We start from the raw sequence: 16,507 nt of genomic DNA, 5'->3' as shown, positions 1-16,507 counted from the left end.
TGGCAATGTTATTGTCTCAAAATTTACTTTTAAAATAAAAAATGTGTGTGATAGTTGATTTGTATTGTTAAAATTATTCATCTAGGCATAAGGTAAACTTTGCATAGAAAGTTTTAGTTAGTAATTTAATTCCAATATTGCATTGAAGGCCACAGTTATAGTAGTTTTTGCAGTGGTCGTGTTTGGATATATGTGGTATTCTGAAATGCTACCATTTAACACATTTCAAAAATCTCCAACACTAGCTCTATCTGTTGAGAATATTCAACAAATCTCAAATGCAATTACCTCAAATGAGAAGCAAACTATCTATTATTCTTTTGAGGATGTTCCACAAATACCTGATAAACAAATACCTGTTTCTGCACTTAAAAAAGCAATTGAGACTTGGGAGCAAAAAAATCCTAAACTCCAGTTTGTCCAATCCAAGAATTCGAATATTGAAATTAGATGGCAAGAATATGCATCTCCTACTCACACAGGACTTGCAACATGTAGTACTGTTTTGTTTGGAATTTTTACTCATTGCATTTTGGATATTTCAGTAGGTGCAAAGGATTGTTCTGGAGAATTTATTCAAAATGATGAAAACATGGTTGCCAATATTTTGATGCATGAAATAGGTCATGCTTTGGGATTGAGTCATACAAGTGAAGAAGGTCATTTGATGTATTCTACTGAATCTCCTGAAATATCTTTTGATTCAAAAGGATTTGTTGTTCCTAAAAGATTTGAAGAATTATACATAGGCCAAGATGTATTATTACAACAGGAACGAGAAATCAGTGCTGAAATACAATCTATTCAAAGTAAAATTTCACATGAGCAAAACCAATATGATGAATACTACAAACAATACCAATACTATGATGATAAAACTCTCTCTGATCAAGATTATCAAAAAGCTCAACAAATTATAGATAAATTAAATTTTCAAGGTAAAAATGTAAATTTACTAATCGATAAACAAAATAAATTAATTGACCAACTAAATAAAATAGTTTTCCAGTTAGGATGTAATCCAAATTTTGAAATTACACAATAATTAGCTAAACAAAATAGTAAATCCGACTATAAGCGCTCCAATAGAAACTCCCATCCAAATATAGAATTGTTTATTCATGTTATTTGTAAAATTAACTGAAATTAATAGTTTGGAGAGCAAGCAAGTTTGACATCCTTTTTGCATCGACTCTTTGGGAGTTACGGTTAGATGTCAAACCAGCAAACACCTTGCTTCCAATTTATTAATAATTGATATATTCAAAAATTCTTAAAATAAAACATGTTTTGTAATTTGATCAAAAAGCGTTGAAAAAGTGATCCAAATTATGTTTTTATTGTAATTTGAGCCTAAACAAAAATTATTTTCTGAATTTATGTTCAAAATGTACATACAATATCTTTTAGTCTTCTGTGAGAAATAATAGTCGAGTCATCGTTTGACGGCATTCATACGTTTGCCTTAATCGACCATACCCTAGAATTCAACTGCCGTCAAACATATTGTTATTTAACGCAAAATTTTTCAATTTCATTCATTCTTTAGAAATATGATTATAATTTGTAAAGGTGCTCAAATAAACAACCACTTGGAAAAATGCTCGTTTCTACATGATGGTAAATGGGGGGATAAGGAATTAATTGAGCATGAAAAGTATCATAAATCATTAGAATCTAAGATTCATTCTTGGTTGGGATTTGATGTTCCTCAAACTTTTGGCAGTTTTAGTGGTCGAGATGGTAAGAGAGAATGATTTTACATAATCATTTTTGTTAATTATTACATGTCAATAATTTTATGTTCGATTTTATTTGAAATGATATGGGAGAACACGAAATTATTGTTTGGTCAAAAGATAGAAAATTAAACTGGTCAGATTTTAAAGCCGAGTCTAATCCTGCTGTTTTTGAAGATTCTCACAGTGTCATAAAATATAGATATACTTGGGTTGTAAATTCTGAAAAAATTGGTGATACAATAATGTTTTTTATTGAAAATATACAACTTTTTGTTGAATTCCATCCTTTATTATCTTGGGTAAGAAATTCAATTGAACAAGACAAATTATTAAATCATGAACAAGGTCGTTTTGATTTGGCTGAATTGATCAAACAGGAAAAAATTTCGAAACTATGTGAAATCTTTTATGGAAAAAAATTTCCTACAAGAGGTTCAAATGAAGAACAACGAAAACAATTTGCAAAGGAAGACTCTGGCAACATGATTGGTTCAGAGGTTAAAAAATTGGAATCTGAATTTCAATCACAAAGTAATGAATATGATCTCCAAACCGATTATGGGAAAAATATTGAAAAACAATTTGAATTTGATTTAACTTTTGATAAATTGAGAAAATGATTTTTTGTTCAATTAATAAATGACTTATTTATTTTCAATTATTTTATTTTCGGGTATTAAATTGATGAAATTTACTAGACTTCTATAGTATTTTAAATGAAAATTTAAATCTCTAATTTCAGTTTGTTTTAATTCTTCAAGCTCAGGACCAAAGTCTCTTTTGTCTGTTTGAATGTAATTTAATGTATTTTCGTTTACTTCTATCATATGGAATAGACTGTGAAGAACTTCTCCTTTTGTGAGAGTTCTATCACATGATTTTTTTAGTAATATTTCAACCCAATCCATAATATTTTGATTAATAGTTGTTATATCATCACCTGAATTTGAAAAATTCTGACTCTTGCTCTATTTTTTTTAATTTAGCCTTGAATTGATTATTTTTTTGTTGATTGTTTTTTCCTTTCCATTATTTCCTTATTTCGTTCAATATCGGAGTGAACCTCTACATGTTCGTATAGTTTTTCTTTTGATTCAAATATTTGCTCACAATAGTAACATTGATGCATTCCTAAATTACGTATATCTAAGATTAATTACTTTCTGTAAATCCAAAAAAATTTGTTCCTAAATATGGTATAATATTGCTATGTTTTATCAATAATTGCATATTTTTAAAATATACATCTTATAACTGACTAAAATTTTATTTGTGGTTTTAATGTGTCTCTAATTTAATTTCGGAATTACATGCAGGAATCTTACCTGTTTCTGTTTTAACTTGTTCAATTAGTTGTAATTGCAATTCTTTAGGATTTTCAGTAAAGACTCTCTGGTATGATTGAGTTTTCTGTTTACATTCATTTCCATCAAAATTTGTATCGACATATTTTGTAAAAGTCTCTTCAAGATTTTTACTCTCTCCGATAAATATTGCCTCTTTATTTCTATTATACAAAACATAAACCCCTGCAAGTGGTTTAACAAATTTAGCACTTTCAAGCCAAACTCTCATTTTGTCATCTAGCAATTCCATGATTATTGTAGATCTTACTAGTTATTTAACTAGATTGCAGTAATGTGATATTACAAGAACCTTCATCCTTTTAATAATCCAAATTAACATGAATGATCCTGTCTCTTTTAGAAAAATTTCCAAAACAATTCACCCCACGTGAAATTCAAAAAGATCTAATTCATCAAATTGAAGAGGAATTAAAATTAGGATATAAAAAAATTATTTTATGTGCACCAACTGGAGTAGGAAAATCCCTTGTCGGTGCAACAATTGCAAGTTATTATGATAGTTCTTTTACAGTAACTGCTTCAAAGCATTTACAAGATCAATATATCAAAGATATTCCCTTTTTAAAATCAGTTAAAGGAAAACAAAATTTTCCCTGCCTAAAATTGATGTCGTCTGAGAAAGTTGAAAATTCAAGAAGGGCAATGCGATGGGGCCTTACATGTGATAAAGGCCAATGCCAAGAACGCATTAATAAAAACGGTAAAGAAAGCGTTGAGGTTTGCAAATTTAAACCAACTATTAAACAAGTTGAAGATAACACTCAAGATTCTTCTTCTTGTCATTATTATTTACAAAAATATGAGGCCTTGGTATCAAAACATTCTCTATGGAATTATCATGCATTTTTTCAGATAATGAAATTTAACAAGAAACTCTTTGAAGAATATCTTGACAGGAAGGTATCTATTTTTGATGAGGCCCATAAAATAGAAGATCAGATTATTCAATTTGTAGGATTTGATATTTTTAGTGGGCAAATTGATGAATGCAATCTTAATTCAGAAAAATATGATTTTACTGATTTAGATTCTATGATTAAATTGACCGATGATATTGCGTATTCTTATGCAAAAAAAATTAAAGATATCAAGGAAAGTCCTGCATTTGAAAAAGAACCTGACTATGAATTAATCACTCGATTAGAACGTAGGTTTGACAGAGTTGCTCAAGCTAAAATAGATATTTTAGATGATAAAGATAATTTCATAGTAAATGATCCAATAAAAGATTTTAATGGAAATTTTAGAACAATTTCTGTAAAACCTATAGATGTTTCAAAATTTGCAAAATCATTTTTTGAAACTGAATATCAAATTTTTATGTCTGCTACCATTGACAAGTCAAGTTTTTGTGAAAATATGGGATTGAAAAAAGATGATGTTGCCTTTGTTGATGCTCCAAAATCTCCATTCCCTATTGAACACAGAAAAATTGATCTTCTTAACATTAAGCGATTAAGTTATGGCTCAACTGAAGAAGATGAAATTGAGGTAATCAAAGTTATTGATCGAATTTTAGACGAGCATTCAAATGAAAAAGGTTTGATTCTTACTTCTTCTGTACCACGATGTCAGAAAATTCTTAGATTTCTTTCACCAAAAAATACTAGGCGAATTCGAATTTGTCATAGTAAAAACCAAGACGGAAAAACTCAAGATGAAATAATTTCAGAACATGCATCAGATCCTACCGGCGTTTTACTTTCCTCCTCATTGTGGGAAGGAGTGGATCTTAAAGATGATTTATCAAGATTTCAAATAATTGCAAAGGTCCCGTATCCAAATTATAAAGAAAAGAGAACAAAAGCAAAGATGGAAAAGTTTCCTTTATGGTATACCTCTCAAACTCTTACAAAACTACTTCAGGGATTTGGACGCTCAATTAGAAGTGAAGATGATTGGGCAAGGACATATGTTCTTGACACTGCTGTAAACAATGTGTTATTCAAAGCACAACAAATGATTCCTAAAGCATACTATGATGTTCTGGGTTTGGAAAATCTTTAGAGGATAACAGTGTGAGAAAAAGTAAACCTTTTTGAAATTACATCTTTTGAGAATCACTTTTGAAAATCTAGTTAGTCATATATTATTGAAAATTATTATCTTTTGATATGGTCAGTCAAGGCATTCTGATTGGAATTGCGGTTGGAGTGTTTTTTACAGGTATAGGAATAGGCTATGCTGTTTTACAATCACCCACACCTTCATCACCAATGATGATGTCTTCTCAACAAATGCAACAAATGATGAATGATCCGCAAACCATGAACCAATGGATGAATGCTATGATGCAAGACCCACAAGCCATGAACCAATGGATGGGAAACATGATGAATGATCCACAAGCCATGCAGCAAATGCATGATGTGATGATGGGAAATCCTCAACACATGAACCAAATGATGGGCCCCATGATGAATACAATGATGGATGATCCTCAACTACAGCAACAAATGCTAGATATGATGATGCAACATCAGGGAATGATGAATACCATGATGAACAATCAACAAATGATGAACATGATGGGTGGAGATATGATGATGGGAAGTCACATGATGGGTTCTGGCATGATGGGAAACATGATGGGCACTTCTATTACAGAACAAAGTCAGGTGTTAGATACAATAACTAACATAGAAAAAATTCTAGATGATGTATCAACAAACTACAGAAATGGTGAAAAGGATATTGCATTCTCACTTGTAACAAATGCATACTTGGAAAATTATGAGTATGTTGAAGGTGCCATTGCACAAAAAGACAGGACTCTAATGGAGAAAATAGAATTGATGTTACGTGTAGATCTTCGAAACATAATAAAGAATGGAGATGCAGTAGACACAATTGATGCAAAAATCGACTCTATTAAGATGGAGTTGGCAAAAGCAAAATCTTTGTTCTGACAGTTTTACAAATGTTGAATTAATCCCAAATTCTCATAGTTCTGTGACTTTGACCATTTAATCTCTTAAGGGGCTTTTATTTTTGACTGCAAGAGTAAACAGTTCTTCTAAAATAATTCGTGCTTTCAACGTTTGTTTTTATTCAATCTGTAGTAGATAACAGAAATTCGATAATTATAATTTATTTTTCTGCCTGTTATCTCTAGAAAATTTTAAAGTTTATGATCTATAAAGCTTGTGAACAAATTGATCTTTTCTATAATTTTGGACTAGTAATCGCACCTTTTGCAGCAGAGCCTACTAATGTTGCATATTTTGCAAGAGCACCATATGTGTAGTTAGGTTTTGGTGGACTCCATTGTTTTCGCCTATTTTCTAATTCTTGTTCTGATACATGAAGGTCTAAAATATTGGTTTCAGTATCAATTGTAATTTCATCATCATCTTTTACAAGAGCGATTGGCCCACCTACATAAGCTTCAGGGGCTACATGGCCTACCATGAATCCACGAGTGCCTCCAGAGAATCTACCATCTGTAACCATTGCAACTTTTTTACCTAATCCTTGTCCCACTAAGGCTGCAGTAGTTGCTAGCATCTCTCTCATTCCAGGACCTCCTTTTGGTCCTTCATATCTGATTACAACCACATGCCCTTCATCAATTTCTCCTTTTGAAACTGCATCAAACGCAAATTCTTCTCTATCAAACACTCGCGCTTTTCCAGTAAATTTGGTCATTTCAACTCCTGCTGTTTTAATTACAGCTCCCTCTGGAGCTAAACTACCTTTGAGAACTACAGCTGTTCCAACTTGATGAATGGGATTTTCAACTGATCTTACGATGTGTTGCTCTACCTCTGGTATTTTCATTGATGAAAGATTTTCTTTAATCGTTTTCCCTGTCACTGTCATACAATTCTCATTTAACAATCCTTTATCGAGTAGTTTTTTTAGTACAAATGGAATTCCACCAATTTTGTCCAGTGAATTCATAACATAGTTTCCTCCTGGTTTCATATCAGCTAAATGCGGAGTTTTCTTTCTAATTCTTTCAAAATCGTCATATGTCAAATCAATATTTACTTCATTTGCAAGTGCTAACAAATGTAATATTCCATTAGTTGATCCTCCAACTGAATTTAGCATTGTAATTGCATTCTCAAACGCCTCAAATGATAAAATTTCTTTAGGTTTAATATTTAGTTCTAGTAATTTTGCACATGCAACACCAGTATCATACACCATCTTATCTCTTCTTTCATCTTCTGCTGGTGGACTTGCACTTCCAGGTAATGCAAGACCTATAGCTTCAGAAATAGATGCCATTGTATTTGCAGTAAACATACCGCCACAAGAACCTGCACTTGGACATGCTGTATTTTCAATATTCTTTAAAGCTTCAAGTGTTAATTGACCTGAATCATAAGCTCCAACTGCCTCGTAAACATCAACTACTGTAAGCTCCTTCCCATCAAGCATCCCTGGCATGATTGTGCCTCCGTACACAAAAACTGATGGGATATTTAGTCTGGCCATTGCCATCATAGTTCCAGGAAGACTCTTGTCACATCCTGCAATTCCCACAAGAGCGTCATACTGATGAGCTCTAACCATTAGTTCAATTGAATCTGCAATAATCTCTCTGGAAACAAGGGATGATTTCATTCCTTCATGTCCCATTGCAATACCGTCACTGACTGCAATTGTTGAAAATTCTCTAGGCGTTGCACCTGCATCTGATACACCTTCTTTTGCTTTTAGTGCTAATTTTGGCAGATGAATGTTGCATGGAGTTGCTTCATTTCCTGTATGACAAACACCGATGAATTGTTTTGATAAATCATCATCATTTAACCCCATAGCTTTGTACATTGCTCTCTGCGGTGATCTTGAAGTTCCTTCTACAACATTTCTACTAGAAATTTCCATAACATGAGATTTTCAGTTTGCTATAATTTAGACTTTATTGAGATTATCCATTTTACAAATTTCATTGATTTAAATTGTAATTCTATTTGAGACTTTTATGGAACAAAAAGCACTTGAATGTCCTGTTTGTAAAAGTACCAAAGCAGAAATTGCTGGAGAAAATGTGAAATTAAGTGGAAGATTTGAAGATAAAGAATTTCTCACTACAGAACTGACTGTTTTACGATGTGCTAAGTGTGGATATTATATGTTGTTTGATAAAATGGCAAAATTTACGACCAAAAAGTGATTCCTAACTAATTATTTGATAATTTCTTGGTTTTCCAATTCTAATAATTGACCTTCAAGTTCTTCAGGTGTTTCGGCTCCATATGTGATTAGAATTCTATCGTCTTCACTAATTTCATAATCTCTAATGTCTGAAACTGGTTCTCCATTAATGAAAAATTTTAGTGTATAATCTTCATTTGTACAAAAACTTCTTCCATCTTGAAATACATAACATTGATCATCTAGTCCCAAACCTAATGTTTCAAAGAGATAGCCTAGCGTTACACCTGTAGCATGTTTGTGAATGGTGGATCCATCTCTTCCTTCAAAATGAATCCAACTGGATTTAATTTGATAAGCTGGTGCTGAAAAATCAAACTGATCTCCAAAAATCTTTACAAGAATTGCTGCATGTGAATGCTCACTTCCAAGAGCTCCTGCATTTTCTGGTCCTCCTGGCGCAGTTTCAGTCATGGTTGCAAATTGCCATGCAGCATATCCAACTATTACTGCAATTACTGCAAAAACACCAATAGCTATAAGATTTTGTTTTCTTTTTTCTGCTGAATGTTTAGTAGCATAATTTTCTCGTTTTTGTTCACGTTCTCTACGTTCTTTTCTGCCCATTGGATAAACAAAGTCCTGAATTTGCCCTAATTAACTATTCGATAAAAACAATAAATAAAATCTTAAATGGCTGATCTGTATGGCTTGCATATTTTGTGATATTTTAGATGGTAAGAGAGATGGACACATTATTTATGAAGATGATTTTCACATTTCGTTTTTAGACAAATACCCAATTGATGTTGGTCATAGTCTTGTCATTCCAAGAGAACACCATGAAAAAATTATTGATATGAAACCAGAAAATGTTGGAAAAATTTTCACAATAGTTCCAAAAATTGCAAAAGCCATTTTGGATGCAACTGGTGCTGATGCTTTTAGTCTGGGTCAAAACAATGGAAGAGCTGCAAAACAAATCATACCTCATGTTCATGTTCATATTATACCTAGATACAACAGTAAAGGAACTATCTGGACAAAACGTCAAATTTCAACTGATGAGGAACTCTCAGAATTAGCAAATAAAATTCGTAAAAATATTATTTAGAATGGCCTGGATTGTATCTCAAAATTGCCCCTACCTTTCCAAGGCTGGCAAGCATATTTCCGTGTTCAGCACTACCTGAAACTACTTCCAATTGAGTGCCTGTCTTTGCTGCAAGTAATTCCAGATAGTCTACAATATCTTGTTCATTTACTTCGACTTCCATAGCTTTGCAACTTGGACATGGATTACTTGAAAATTCAGTTTTTTTTGGAATTACAAGAGGGCGTTCAACAATTGCTTCTTGTAAGTTCCGGCATCTTTTACATTTGCCTTCTACTCTATGCAAATTTGTGTTATCAGTAATTATCAATGTCTGAACTACATTGTTTTTTAGATATTCTATTACCTCTTGTAATCCATAGGACCCTTTTCCCGAGTGTGAGTTAATCTCTCTAAACAAATCTTCGACAAGTTTTTTCTCTTCTACCATTCTGAAATCTCCTAAAATCTCTGAGGATTTTGCAAATGCTTCTCTTATCCCTTCAGCACCAGAATATGATGCATCAATTGTATTGATGATCATATTTTGTAATCTATATTCTAAATAATTCCCATTGATAAAATCTTCCTTTGTTGGGCCTGGACCAGAAATAATTAACCCTTTGATTGGATAAATATCAATAAAGTACTCTCTAGTGGTCTCTGCAACTCTGTTAAAATAATAAGTCAATTCCATCTCACGTAGTTTCTGAAACCTCTTTGCAGATTGACCTCCTTGTCTATGTTTACCTGCAACCCCTGAACCTGTTTGAGATAAAACTTCAATTTTATCGCCATGTAATAACCCCCAACCTGCATCCTTTGCATCAATTGCTAAAAATCCAATGAGATTGTCGTCTTTTAGCATGTCTTTTAGAATATCGACATGGAAATGATCATCACATCGATACAGATACTGATTCAAATCTTTAGGAGGATCAATTTCCCAAACCGTAACTGTCTCACTTCCTAATGGGCCTCCTCCCTCTGGTGGTAATGCCCCACAAAACATTACCAGCCCACGCTCTGGTGTTTTTTTATAAAGCTTTAATCTTTGAACTACTTTTCCAAGTGAATCTACAACATGAGATCTAGTAAGATCCGACTTTATGTTATCAGCTGTTCCTTGTTCTTGTTGGAGGGAACTAATAATTTCGTGAAGTTGTTTTCCTTTTGGAATGTATACTGAAATTAACTCTGTTCCTCTTCCTGACTTTTGAGATAATTCTTCTAAAGTTTTTCTTATTTTATAGAGTTTAACTGAATCCTGCTTTTCAACATCAATTTTTTTCATTTCCAACTTCTCCTTAATGTGCAAATATTAATTTTGATTGATTTCATTTTTAATTTGCAACTCATCAAATGTTTTATGAAATACTTCTAATGGTTGATTTCCTCTAATTTTAATAATTTTGTTATCGTTAAACACCAAAAATGAAGGAGTTGCATCAATTCCAACTTCTCTTCCAAATTCATACAGAGAATTAACTTTATTTTCATATTTTCGTTCATCAAGACATTTGTTAAATTCTACTAAATCTAAATTTACTGATATGGCAAAACTGTTTAGAGAATCTCTAGTAACCCAACCTGTGCGTTCTCCTCCCCAATTTTTGTATAATTCATCATGATACTGCCAATATTTGTCTTGGTCATTAGCACAGTAAGCAGCTTGTGCAGCCAACAATGAATCAGGACCATTTAATGGAAAATCCTTGAATACTAATTTGACTTTACCTGTTTTGATATACTTCTCATTAATCATATCTAAAGTGTTTTGATGAAATTTATAACAAAACGTACACTGATAATCCCCCCACTCTAAAATTGTAATTGGTGCATTAGAATCTCCTAAAATTGGGGAACCATTTTCAATTAATTTTGACACTGTAAATAATTTGGAATCGTTTTCTGATTCGGGAAACACTACTAAAATTAAACCCGTAATTATTCCAATGGTTAATGGAATTGTTAAAAGATAAATTCTTGACATATTCCAATAAAATCTATTTCAAGTAAATATCTTCGCTAATTTACTGCTAATGTCCATAATGCCGAATTTTTTGCAGATATTTCGGAGATGAATGGATCATTTGAGGATGCAATTATGATTACATCTCCTTCATCAGGTTGTAGATTTTTCAATAGGTGTTCTTTTGTTTTTTTATCATTAGCAAAACAATCTTTTTCTTCTCCTGGAAAAACAAACCTATTTCCTTTAAACAGAATTGTCATGCATCCTGTGGCCCCATACATTATTGCGTAATCTCTTTGTTCTAATCCTGACTTGATTGAAAATACATAATTTTTTAGTAAAATGGCATGATTGTTTTTTCCAGGAATCAATGATGAATACTTAATTTGACATTCTCTAGGAATAATTTTTTGGAATTGTTTAGATAATTTTATTCCTTTATCTGTGAGAAAACTTCCAGATTTAGTTGAATCGATAATTTTTGCTTCTTTTAGATGCGAAATTAAGGTTTTAACTGCCCCTTCACCCATCTGAATTTCTTTACAGAATGTTGCTCTGCTAACAAATTTTTCATTTGTTAACAACTGTAATGCTTTGAATACATGAGGAATACTGAATGTCAATACTTTACTAGATCCCTTTCTAGCCACGATATTTTGTAAAATTTGAATATTTTTTTTCAGATGCTCTCTACCAATTAATCAAACCTAATCTAAAATTTAATAATTCTGGTTTTGTAAAACTTCCATAATTTCATTCAATTTATCAGAGACTTCTTTTTCTTGTTGATTGATGTTAATTTTTTCTAATTTTTCAAAAATTATAGTATCGTTTATCATTTTATCTAGTTTTTCTAATGAAAATGGTTTTTCAATAACCTCTATCGCTCTGTTTAATTTTGTCAATGCATCCATTAATGTTTTTTCAACATATCCTGATGCAAAAATTATTCTTTGATTAGGATTTGTCTGCAATATCTCTGTGGCTGCTTGTAATCCTGTTTTATTTGGCATTTTTTGATCTAGAATTACCACATCGAAATAATTTTTTGATTGATTATGTTCTGATTCTTTTTTGTATATGTCAATACATTTCTGACCATCTTCAACTGTAATGACTTCTTTATTCTTAAGCCATGTGCTGTATAGTTTTAGAATTAAAGGTTCATCATCTGCAATTAATAACCTCATTGGTTTTTTCTTGAATGGTTTTTCTTCTTGTTTGATATTGTTTAAACCTATTTTATTAATTTCGCATTTGATTGGATCTAATATTTTTGAATCACCTAATCTTCCATAGATTCCTTCAATTAATTCTGCAAATAATTCATAATTTGTAATGATATCTTTTTCAGTTTTTCCACAAATTTTTACCATTGTTGCAATAATTGATTTGTATCCATTTACTCCATACAGATCAATTAGTGTTGATTGTATAATTTCTGATATTTGTTTTCTGTATTCATTTTTTTCACAATTTATTCTTGTATTCATATTACAAAATAATATTCAAAAATTGTAACAAAAACACATGTATGTTAGATCTGAGAATAACATGAAAAACTGTGCCTATTTTTTGACTTTCTTATAAATTGGATAAAACATCCAAGAGCTTAAATAGATTCAGTTATTGCTTTCAATCATGTCTGAAGCAAGACAAATTAATGTGTCCACATCAAATGTTTCAAAACTAGCAATAGTTGCACTAGCCATTATTTTTGCAGCAGGATTATTTGTTGTAGGGTTTGATCAAGGACATATTTTCAGTATCGTTTATGGTGAACAAGCATTTGCAGATCTTTACATCCATGAACTCACTCATGATATGAGACATGCTGCAGGATTTCCCTGTCATTAGGAGTTTCTAACATCATGAAAACATCTCTTTTTATCGTAATTGTTTTAGTTTCAGGTGCTTTTGCAGGTTTAGTTCATGGAACTGTAAATTTTGCAATAGTTGAACCTTACTTAGATCAGGCAATAGGATTAGAAAATCAAAACCTATTTGCATCTGGGGAAGCTGAAAACACTCCCCAATTTTGGGTAGAATATGAAGGGTATAGAGTGTGGCAAAAAAGTGGTCAAATTTTGGCTGGTGTTATTTTAGGTGTATCTGTTGGTTCCCTTTTTGGAATAGTTTATGCGTTATCTAGAAATTCATTACCTGGCAATAATGATGTAAAAAAAGCCATTTTGTTATCTGGGATAATGTGGTTAACACTTTACTTTATTCCGTTTCTCAAATATCCTGCAAATCCACCAACAGTGGGTGATGCTGATACTGTGATACTAAGATCTATTCTTTATCTCTCATTTATTGCAATTTCTGGGTTTGGGACACTAGTATTTTATAAAATTTCAAAAAAATTCCAAGCACGCAAAAAACTCATTGTACTAATTGGTTACGGTGTTTTCATTTCCGCAGTATTTTTTGGAATGCCTGAAAATCCTGATGATATAACTGCTCCTATGAATTTAGTTACGGAATTTAGGATTATGTCTGTTCTTGGAGTAAGTTCATTTTGGGCATCAGTTGGTCTTATCCTTGGCATTTTTTGGAATCGTTTAAAACCTAATTTGGAGACAACAACATCTTACAATTAGTAATTCCTAAAATTCCACGTTAATTTTTTAATTTAAAATTGGAACCAAATTCGTCATAAATAACATCTACTGTTAATAAAGACACTACCAAGTCATATTTTGATAATTTATAGTATAATAGATGAGAACATATCAAAATTGATTTTTTATTCTATTGGAATGTATTCCAAGTCTATAGAATGAGAACAAAAACATGTCGTTTAAATAGACCTGACTTATTTTTTCTATTTGCATGTCAAGACGATTAACACTCCCACAATTAAAAAAATACGATATTACACAAAAAGTAATAGAGGCATTAGCAGATTCTGAATCTCGCGCAATTTTATTTTCAATCATTAAAAAAGGAAACACTGCTGCAGAGTTATCTGATAAACTGAAAATCCCTCTTAGCTCTGTTTATAAAAAATTAACAGATCTGGAGGAGCTTACACTTATTGAAGTTGAAAAATGGATGTTATCTGATAAAGGTCGAAAATTCAAAGTTTATCGAAGCAGGATCAGTAAAGCCGATATCTCAATTAAAAAACCTGAACCTGTTCTTATATTACTACCTAACAAATGATGTACATGTCAAAATCTAATATTATTCAATTATCAGAATTTGATATCACTCAAAAAATAATTGAATCTCTTAGTAATGTTTGTACTAGAGCTGTATTATTTTCTGTAAAAAATGAATCAAAAGATGCAACACAGATAGCAGAAGAATTGAAACTATCTCTTTCCACTGTGTACAAAACATTATCTAATCTTGAAGATCTTGCTTTGGCTGAAGTAGACAAATATGTAATTTCCCCAGAAGGAAAAAAAATAAAGATATATCGAAGTAGAATAGGAAAAGTGGAGATAACTCTTGACAATCTTGAACCTAGTCTAAATTTGTATCCTAACACTGTTAATCCAAAATCCTCAACATGAAAATTAAAAACATCAAATCGAAAATCTACTTCTATATTCCAAATTTTTAGAATTATCATCTAGTTATAATACACATAAGTGCCATCAGTTTTCGTGAAAAATCAAACAACGTTAATTTTTAGTTTGATGATTTTATCCGTAATTATTACATTTCCTCTGGCTTACTCTGTGAATCTTGGAGATGAATGGAATTCAATAAAAAATTCTTTGTCTGATGGAGAAAAAACTGAAGTTGTATCTGATGCTTTATCCTATTTATCTAAGGCAGTTTCTACTTATGAAAACAGCTTTAAAGATACTGCATTAGAGGTTGATCCTGAAAGTAACCAAATCATCGAAGCTGCATTTGAGGATATTACAGATAATCTAAATTCTGGTGATGTTGAAATGGCATCATTAAATCGACAAGCTATTGACAAAACAATTTATAAAATTGCATTTATGAAAATGGAATCTGCCGTTGATGAAGATAATGTTGATGACTTTGTAAGTTGGTACTCTGTTTTGGAGAAAAAATTCAATGTACCTGAAAAAGATTATCAAACAAACAAATGGATTGCAGAAATTAAATCTGATGAATTAACACTTTCTGAATATGGTCCTGCAATTTTAGATGAGATGCTTAATATCTTCAAAATAAAAACATTTGAAGAAATTGAAGAAGCTATATTTGCATTAGCTGAGGGTGATATTAAAAGTGCCAAAAAATTCACTTATGAAGGATTATACTATTATAGAACATTTCATCCTGCAGTTGAAGCAAAGTTAGGTGTTGATACTGCAAATAAATTACTTCATGAAATGGAAGAAGCAATAGAAATTGCAATGAGTAAAAAGTCTCCTGAAGAGATGAAATCTGAAATAGAGCACATTGCTGCTGAAGTTGAATTAATTATACGTGATTATGAAGGTGGTGATACCTCTGCAATTGGATTGGCATTATCTGGAATTAAAGACCGATTAAAACTAGTGGATGTTGAATATGTGGATGCAGTTGCTGATGGACAAATCATTAATCAAGAAGAGTATGATGAGACAGTTGCATTTTTAGCAAAAGCAATTTCGTTATTTGAAACTGTGGAATCGGATTTGATTACCTTGTCTGAGTCTGATGCAAAAGGAATCAAATCTAACTTAGCAGAAATTGATTCTATTGTAACTTCTTTAGGTAATCCTAGTAAGATTACTGTCTTGGTTGCAAAGAGTATAAACCATTTAGTATCTCTTGAAGAATATTCTGGTGGTGCAGTTGAAGTAGATATTTTTACATACTTTGATGAAATTGAACGATTGTTAGAAGAAGCTAGAATTGAATATAGAAATGGAAATGCCCAATTGGCACATGATCTTGTTAGTAAGGCATACCTTGATAATTATGAATTTGTTGAAGGGCCTCTTGGCGAAGTCGATCCTGAATTAATGTTCAAAATTGAAATTGATATGCGAGAGGATCTACGAAATATGATTCAAAATAATAAATCTCCTGATATGGTAGATGAGCAAATTGATATGATTTTAATTGACTTGGCATCTGCCAAGAAGGTTGTTCCAGAGTTTGGCACTATTGCATTAATGATTTTTGTAATATCTTTAGTTGCAATAACTATGTTGTCTTCAAAATCAAAACTTAACATTCTCCCAAAAATATAGACATCTCATTCTAGCACATTAGAATAAGAATCTCCTTTAAATATTGA

General features: G+C 31.6%; 21 protein-coding genes. 12 read left to right on the top strand and 9 right to left on the bottom strand.

What is annotated here, in order from left to right:
* Positions 1-142 precede the first annotated feature (142 nt).
* The 3 genes from K5790_RS03325 (at position 143) to K5790_RS03315 (ending at position 2,362) form a co-directional block, all read left to right on the top strand.
* Positions 143-1,045, top strand: coding sequence for a matrixin family metalloprotease (locus tag K5790_RS03325; RefSeq protein ID WP_297592384.1), 903 nt, complete (start codon positions 143-145; stop codon positions 1,043-1,045).
* Positions 1,046-1,553: 508 nt separating this feature from the next.
* Positions 1,554-1,757, top strand: coding sequence for a hypothetical protein (locus tag K5790_RS03320; protein ID WP_297592383.1), 204 nt, complete (start codon positions 1,554-1,556; stop codon positions 1,755-1,757).
* Positions 1,758-1,825: 68 nt separating this feature from the next.
* Positions 1,826-2,362 carry a hypothetical protein gene (locus tag K5790_RS03315; protein ID WP_297592382.1) on the top strand — a complete coding sequence of 179 codons (537 nt, stop codon included), beginning with the start codon at positions 1,826-1,828 and terminating at the stop codon, positions 2,360-2,362.
* Between the two features lie 24 nt (positions 2,363-2,386).
* Here K5790_RS03315 and K5790_RS03310 read toward each other — a convergent pair whose 3' ends face one another.
* The 3 genes from K5790_RS03310 to K5790_RS03300 form a co-directional block, all read right to left on the bottom strand.
* Positions 2,387-2,650, bottom strand: coding sequence for a hypothetical protein (locus tag K5790_RS03310; RefSeq protein WP_297592381.1), 264 nt, complete (start codon positions 2,648-2,650; stop codon positions 2,387-2,389).
* An 89-nt stretch (positions 2,651-2,739) separates the two neighbouring features.
* Positions 2,740-2,871, bottom strand: a complete 132-nt coding sequence (locus tag K5790_RS03305; protein WP_297592380.1) for a hypothetical protein — start codon at positions 2,869-2,871, stop codon at positions 2,740-2,742.
* Positions 2,872-3,020: 149 nt separating this feature from the next.
* Entirely contained in the window at positions 3,021-3,338 is a 318-nt protein-coding gene (locus K5790_RS03300; protein ID WP_297592379.1) for a hypothetical protein, read from the bottom strand.
* Between the two features lie 92 nt (positions 3,339-3,430).
* On the opposite strand from K5790_RS03300, the gene K5790_RS03295 reads away from it, so the two are divergent.
* Together K5790_RS03295 and K5790_RS03290 are read left to right on the top strand one after the other, a co-directional pair.
* On the top strand, positions 3,431-5,116 hold the full coding sequence (locus K5790_RS03295) for a helicase C-terminal domain-containing protein (RefSeq protein ID WP_297592378.1): 1,686 nt from the start codon (positions 3,431-3,433) through the stop codon (positions 5,114-5,116).
* Between the two features lie 107 nt (positions 5,117-5,223).
* A complete protein-coding gene (locus K5790_RS03290; RefSeq protein WP_297592377.1) occupies positions 5,224-6,018 on the top strand; it encodes a hypothetical protein in 795 nt (264 codons plus the stop codon).
* A 256-nt stretch (positions 6,019-6,274) separates the two neighbouring features.
* Here the strand turns inward: K5790_RS03290 and ilvD are convergent, their stop codons facing one another.
* The gene (gene ilvD / locus K5790_RS03285) at positions 6,275-7,948 is read right to left on the bottom strand and encodes a dihydroxy-acid dehydratase (protein ID WP_297592376.1); all 1,674 of its coding nucleotides are present in this window, start codon (positions 7,946-7,948) and stop codon (positions 6,275-6,277) included.
* A 97-nt stretch (positions 7,949-8,045) separates the two neighbouring features.
* Here ilvD and K5790_RS03280 point away from each other — a divergent pair, with 97 nt between their 5' ends.
* Positions 8,046-8,237, top strand: coding sequence for a hypothetical protein (locus K5790_RS03280; protein ID WP_297592375.1), 192 nt, complete (start codon positions 8,046-8,048; stop codon positions 8,235-8,237).
* An 11-nt stretch (positions 8,238-8,248) separates the two neighbouring features.
* Here the strand turns inward: K5790_RS03280 and K5790_RS03275 are convergent, their stop codons facing one another.
* Entirely contained in the window at positions 8,249-8,845 is a 597-nt protein-coding gene (locus K5790_RS03275; RefSeq protein ID WP_297592374.1) for a protein-disulfide isomerase, read from the bottom strand.
* 79 nt (positions 8,846-8,924) lie between these two features.
* Between K5790_RS03275 and K5790_RS03270 the strand changes: the two genes are divergently transcribed.
* On the top strand, positions 8,925-9,332 hold the full coding sequence (locus tag K5790_RS03270; protein ID WP_297592373.1) for an HIT family protein: 408 nt from the start codon (positions 8,925-8,927) through the stop codon (positions 9,330-9,332).
* On the opposite strand, the gene prf1 is transcribed toward K5790_RS03270, so the two are convergent.
* The 4 genes from prf1 to K5790_RS03250 all read right to left on the bottom strand — a co-directional run bounded on the left by prf1 (position 9,325) and on the right by K5790_RS03250 (position 12,779).
* Positions 9,325-10,605 carry a peptide chain release factor aRF-1 gene (prf1, locus tag K5790_RS03265; protein WP_297592372.1) on the bottom strand — a complete coding sequence of 427 codons (1,281 nt, stop codon included), beginning with the start codon at positions 10,603-10,605 and terminating at the stop codon, positions 9,325-9,327. The genes K5790_RS03270 and prf1 overlap by 8 nt on opposite strands.
* Positions 10,606-10,632: 27 nt before the next feature.
* Positions 10,633-11,304, bottom strand: a complete 672-nt coding sequence (locus K5790_RS03260) for a thioredoxin domain-containing protein (protein ID WP_297592371.1) — start codon at positions 11,302-11,304, stop codon at positions 10,633-10,635.
* A gap of 35 nt (positions 11,305-11,339) precedes the next feature.
* The gene (locus K5790_RS03255) at positions 11,340-11,936 is read right to left on the bottom strand and encodes a DUF4443 domain-containing protein (RefSeq protein WP_297592370.1); all 597 of its coding nucleotides are present in this window, start codon (positions 11,934-11,936) and stop codon (positions 11,340-11,342) included.
* Positions 11,937-12,005: 69 nt separating this feature from the next.
* Positions 12,006-12,779, bottom strand: a complete 774-nt coding sequence (locus K5790_RS03250; RefSeq protein ID WP_297592369.1) for a response regulator — start codon at positions 12,777-12,779, stop codon at positions 12,006-12,008.
* A gap of 148 nt (positions 12,780-12,927) precedes the next feature.
* Here K5790_RS03250 and K5790_RS03245 point away from each other — a divergent pair, with 148 nt between their 5' ends.
* The 5 genes from K5790_RS03245 to K5790_RS03225 all read left to right on the top strand — a co-directional run bounded on the left by K5790_RS03245 (position 12,928) and on the right by K5790_RS03225 (position 16,460).
* Complete coding sequence (locus tag K5790_RS03245) at positions 12,928-13,143, top strand: CbtB domain-containing protein (protein WP_297592368.1); 216 nt, start codon at positions 12,928-12,930, stop codon at positions 13,141-13,143.
* 14 nt (positions 13,144-13,157) lie between these two features.
* Positions 13,158-13,889 carry a CbtA family protein gene (locus tag K5790_RS03240; protein WP_297592367.1) on the top strand — a complete coding sequence of 244 codons (732 nt, stop codon included), beginning with the start codon at positions 13,158-13,160 and terminating at the stop codon, positions 13,887-13,889.
* A 232-nt stretch (positions 13,890-14,121) separates the two neighbouring features.
* Positions 14,122-14,454: a helix-turn-helix domain-containing protein gene (locus tag K5790_RS03235; protein ID WP_297592366.1), complete on the top strand. Its 333-nt coding sequence runs from the start codon at positions 14,122-14,124 to the stop codon at positions 14,452-14,454.
* Positions 14,455-14,459: 5 nt separating this feature from the next.
* Positions 14,460-14,810, top strand: a complete 351-nt coding sequence (locus tag K5790_RS03230; protein WP_297592365.1) for an ArsR family transcriptional regulator — start codon at positions 14,460-14,462, stop codon at positions 14,808-14,810.
* A 93-nt stretch (positions 14,811-14,903) separates the two neighbouring features.
* On the top strand, positions 14,904-16,460 hold the full coding sequence (locus K5790_RS03225) for a PEFG-CTERM sorting domain-containing protein (RefSeq protein ID WP_297592364.1): 1,557 nt from the start codon (positions 14,904-14,906) through the stop codon (positions 16,458-16,460).
* Positions 16,461-16,507: the final 47 nt, after the last annotated feature.

Source organism: Nitrosopumilus sp. (assembly GCF_025698945.1).
In the GTDB taxonomy this organism is placed as follows: Archaea; Thermoproteota; Nitrososphaeria; order Nitrososphaerales; family Nitrosopumilaceae; genus Nitrosopumilus.
Note: the sequence above shows the minus strand (reverse complement) of the source record. Positions and strands in the feature narration are given on the sequence as shown.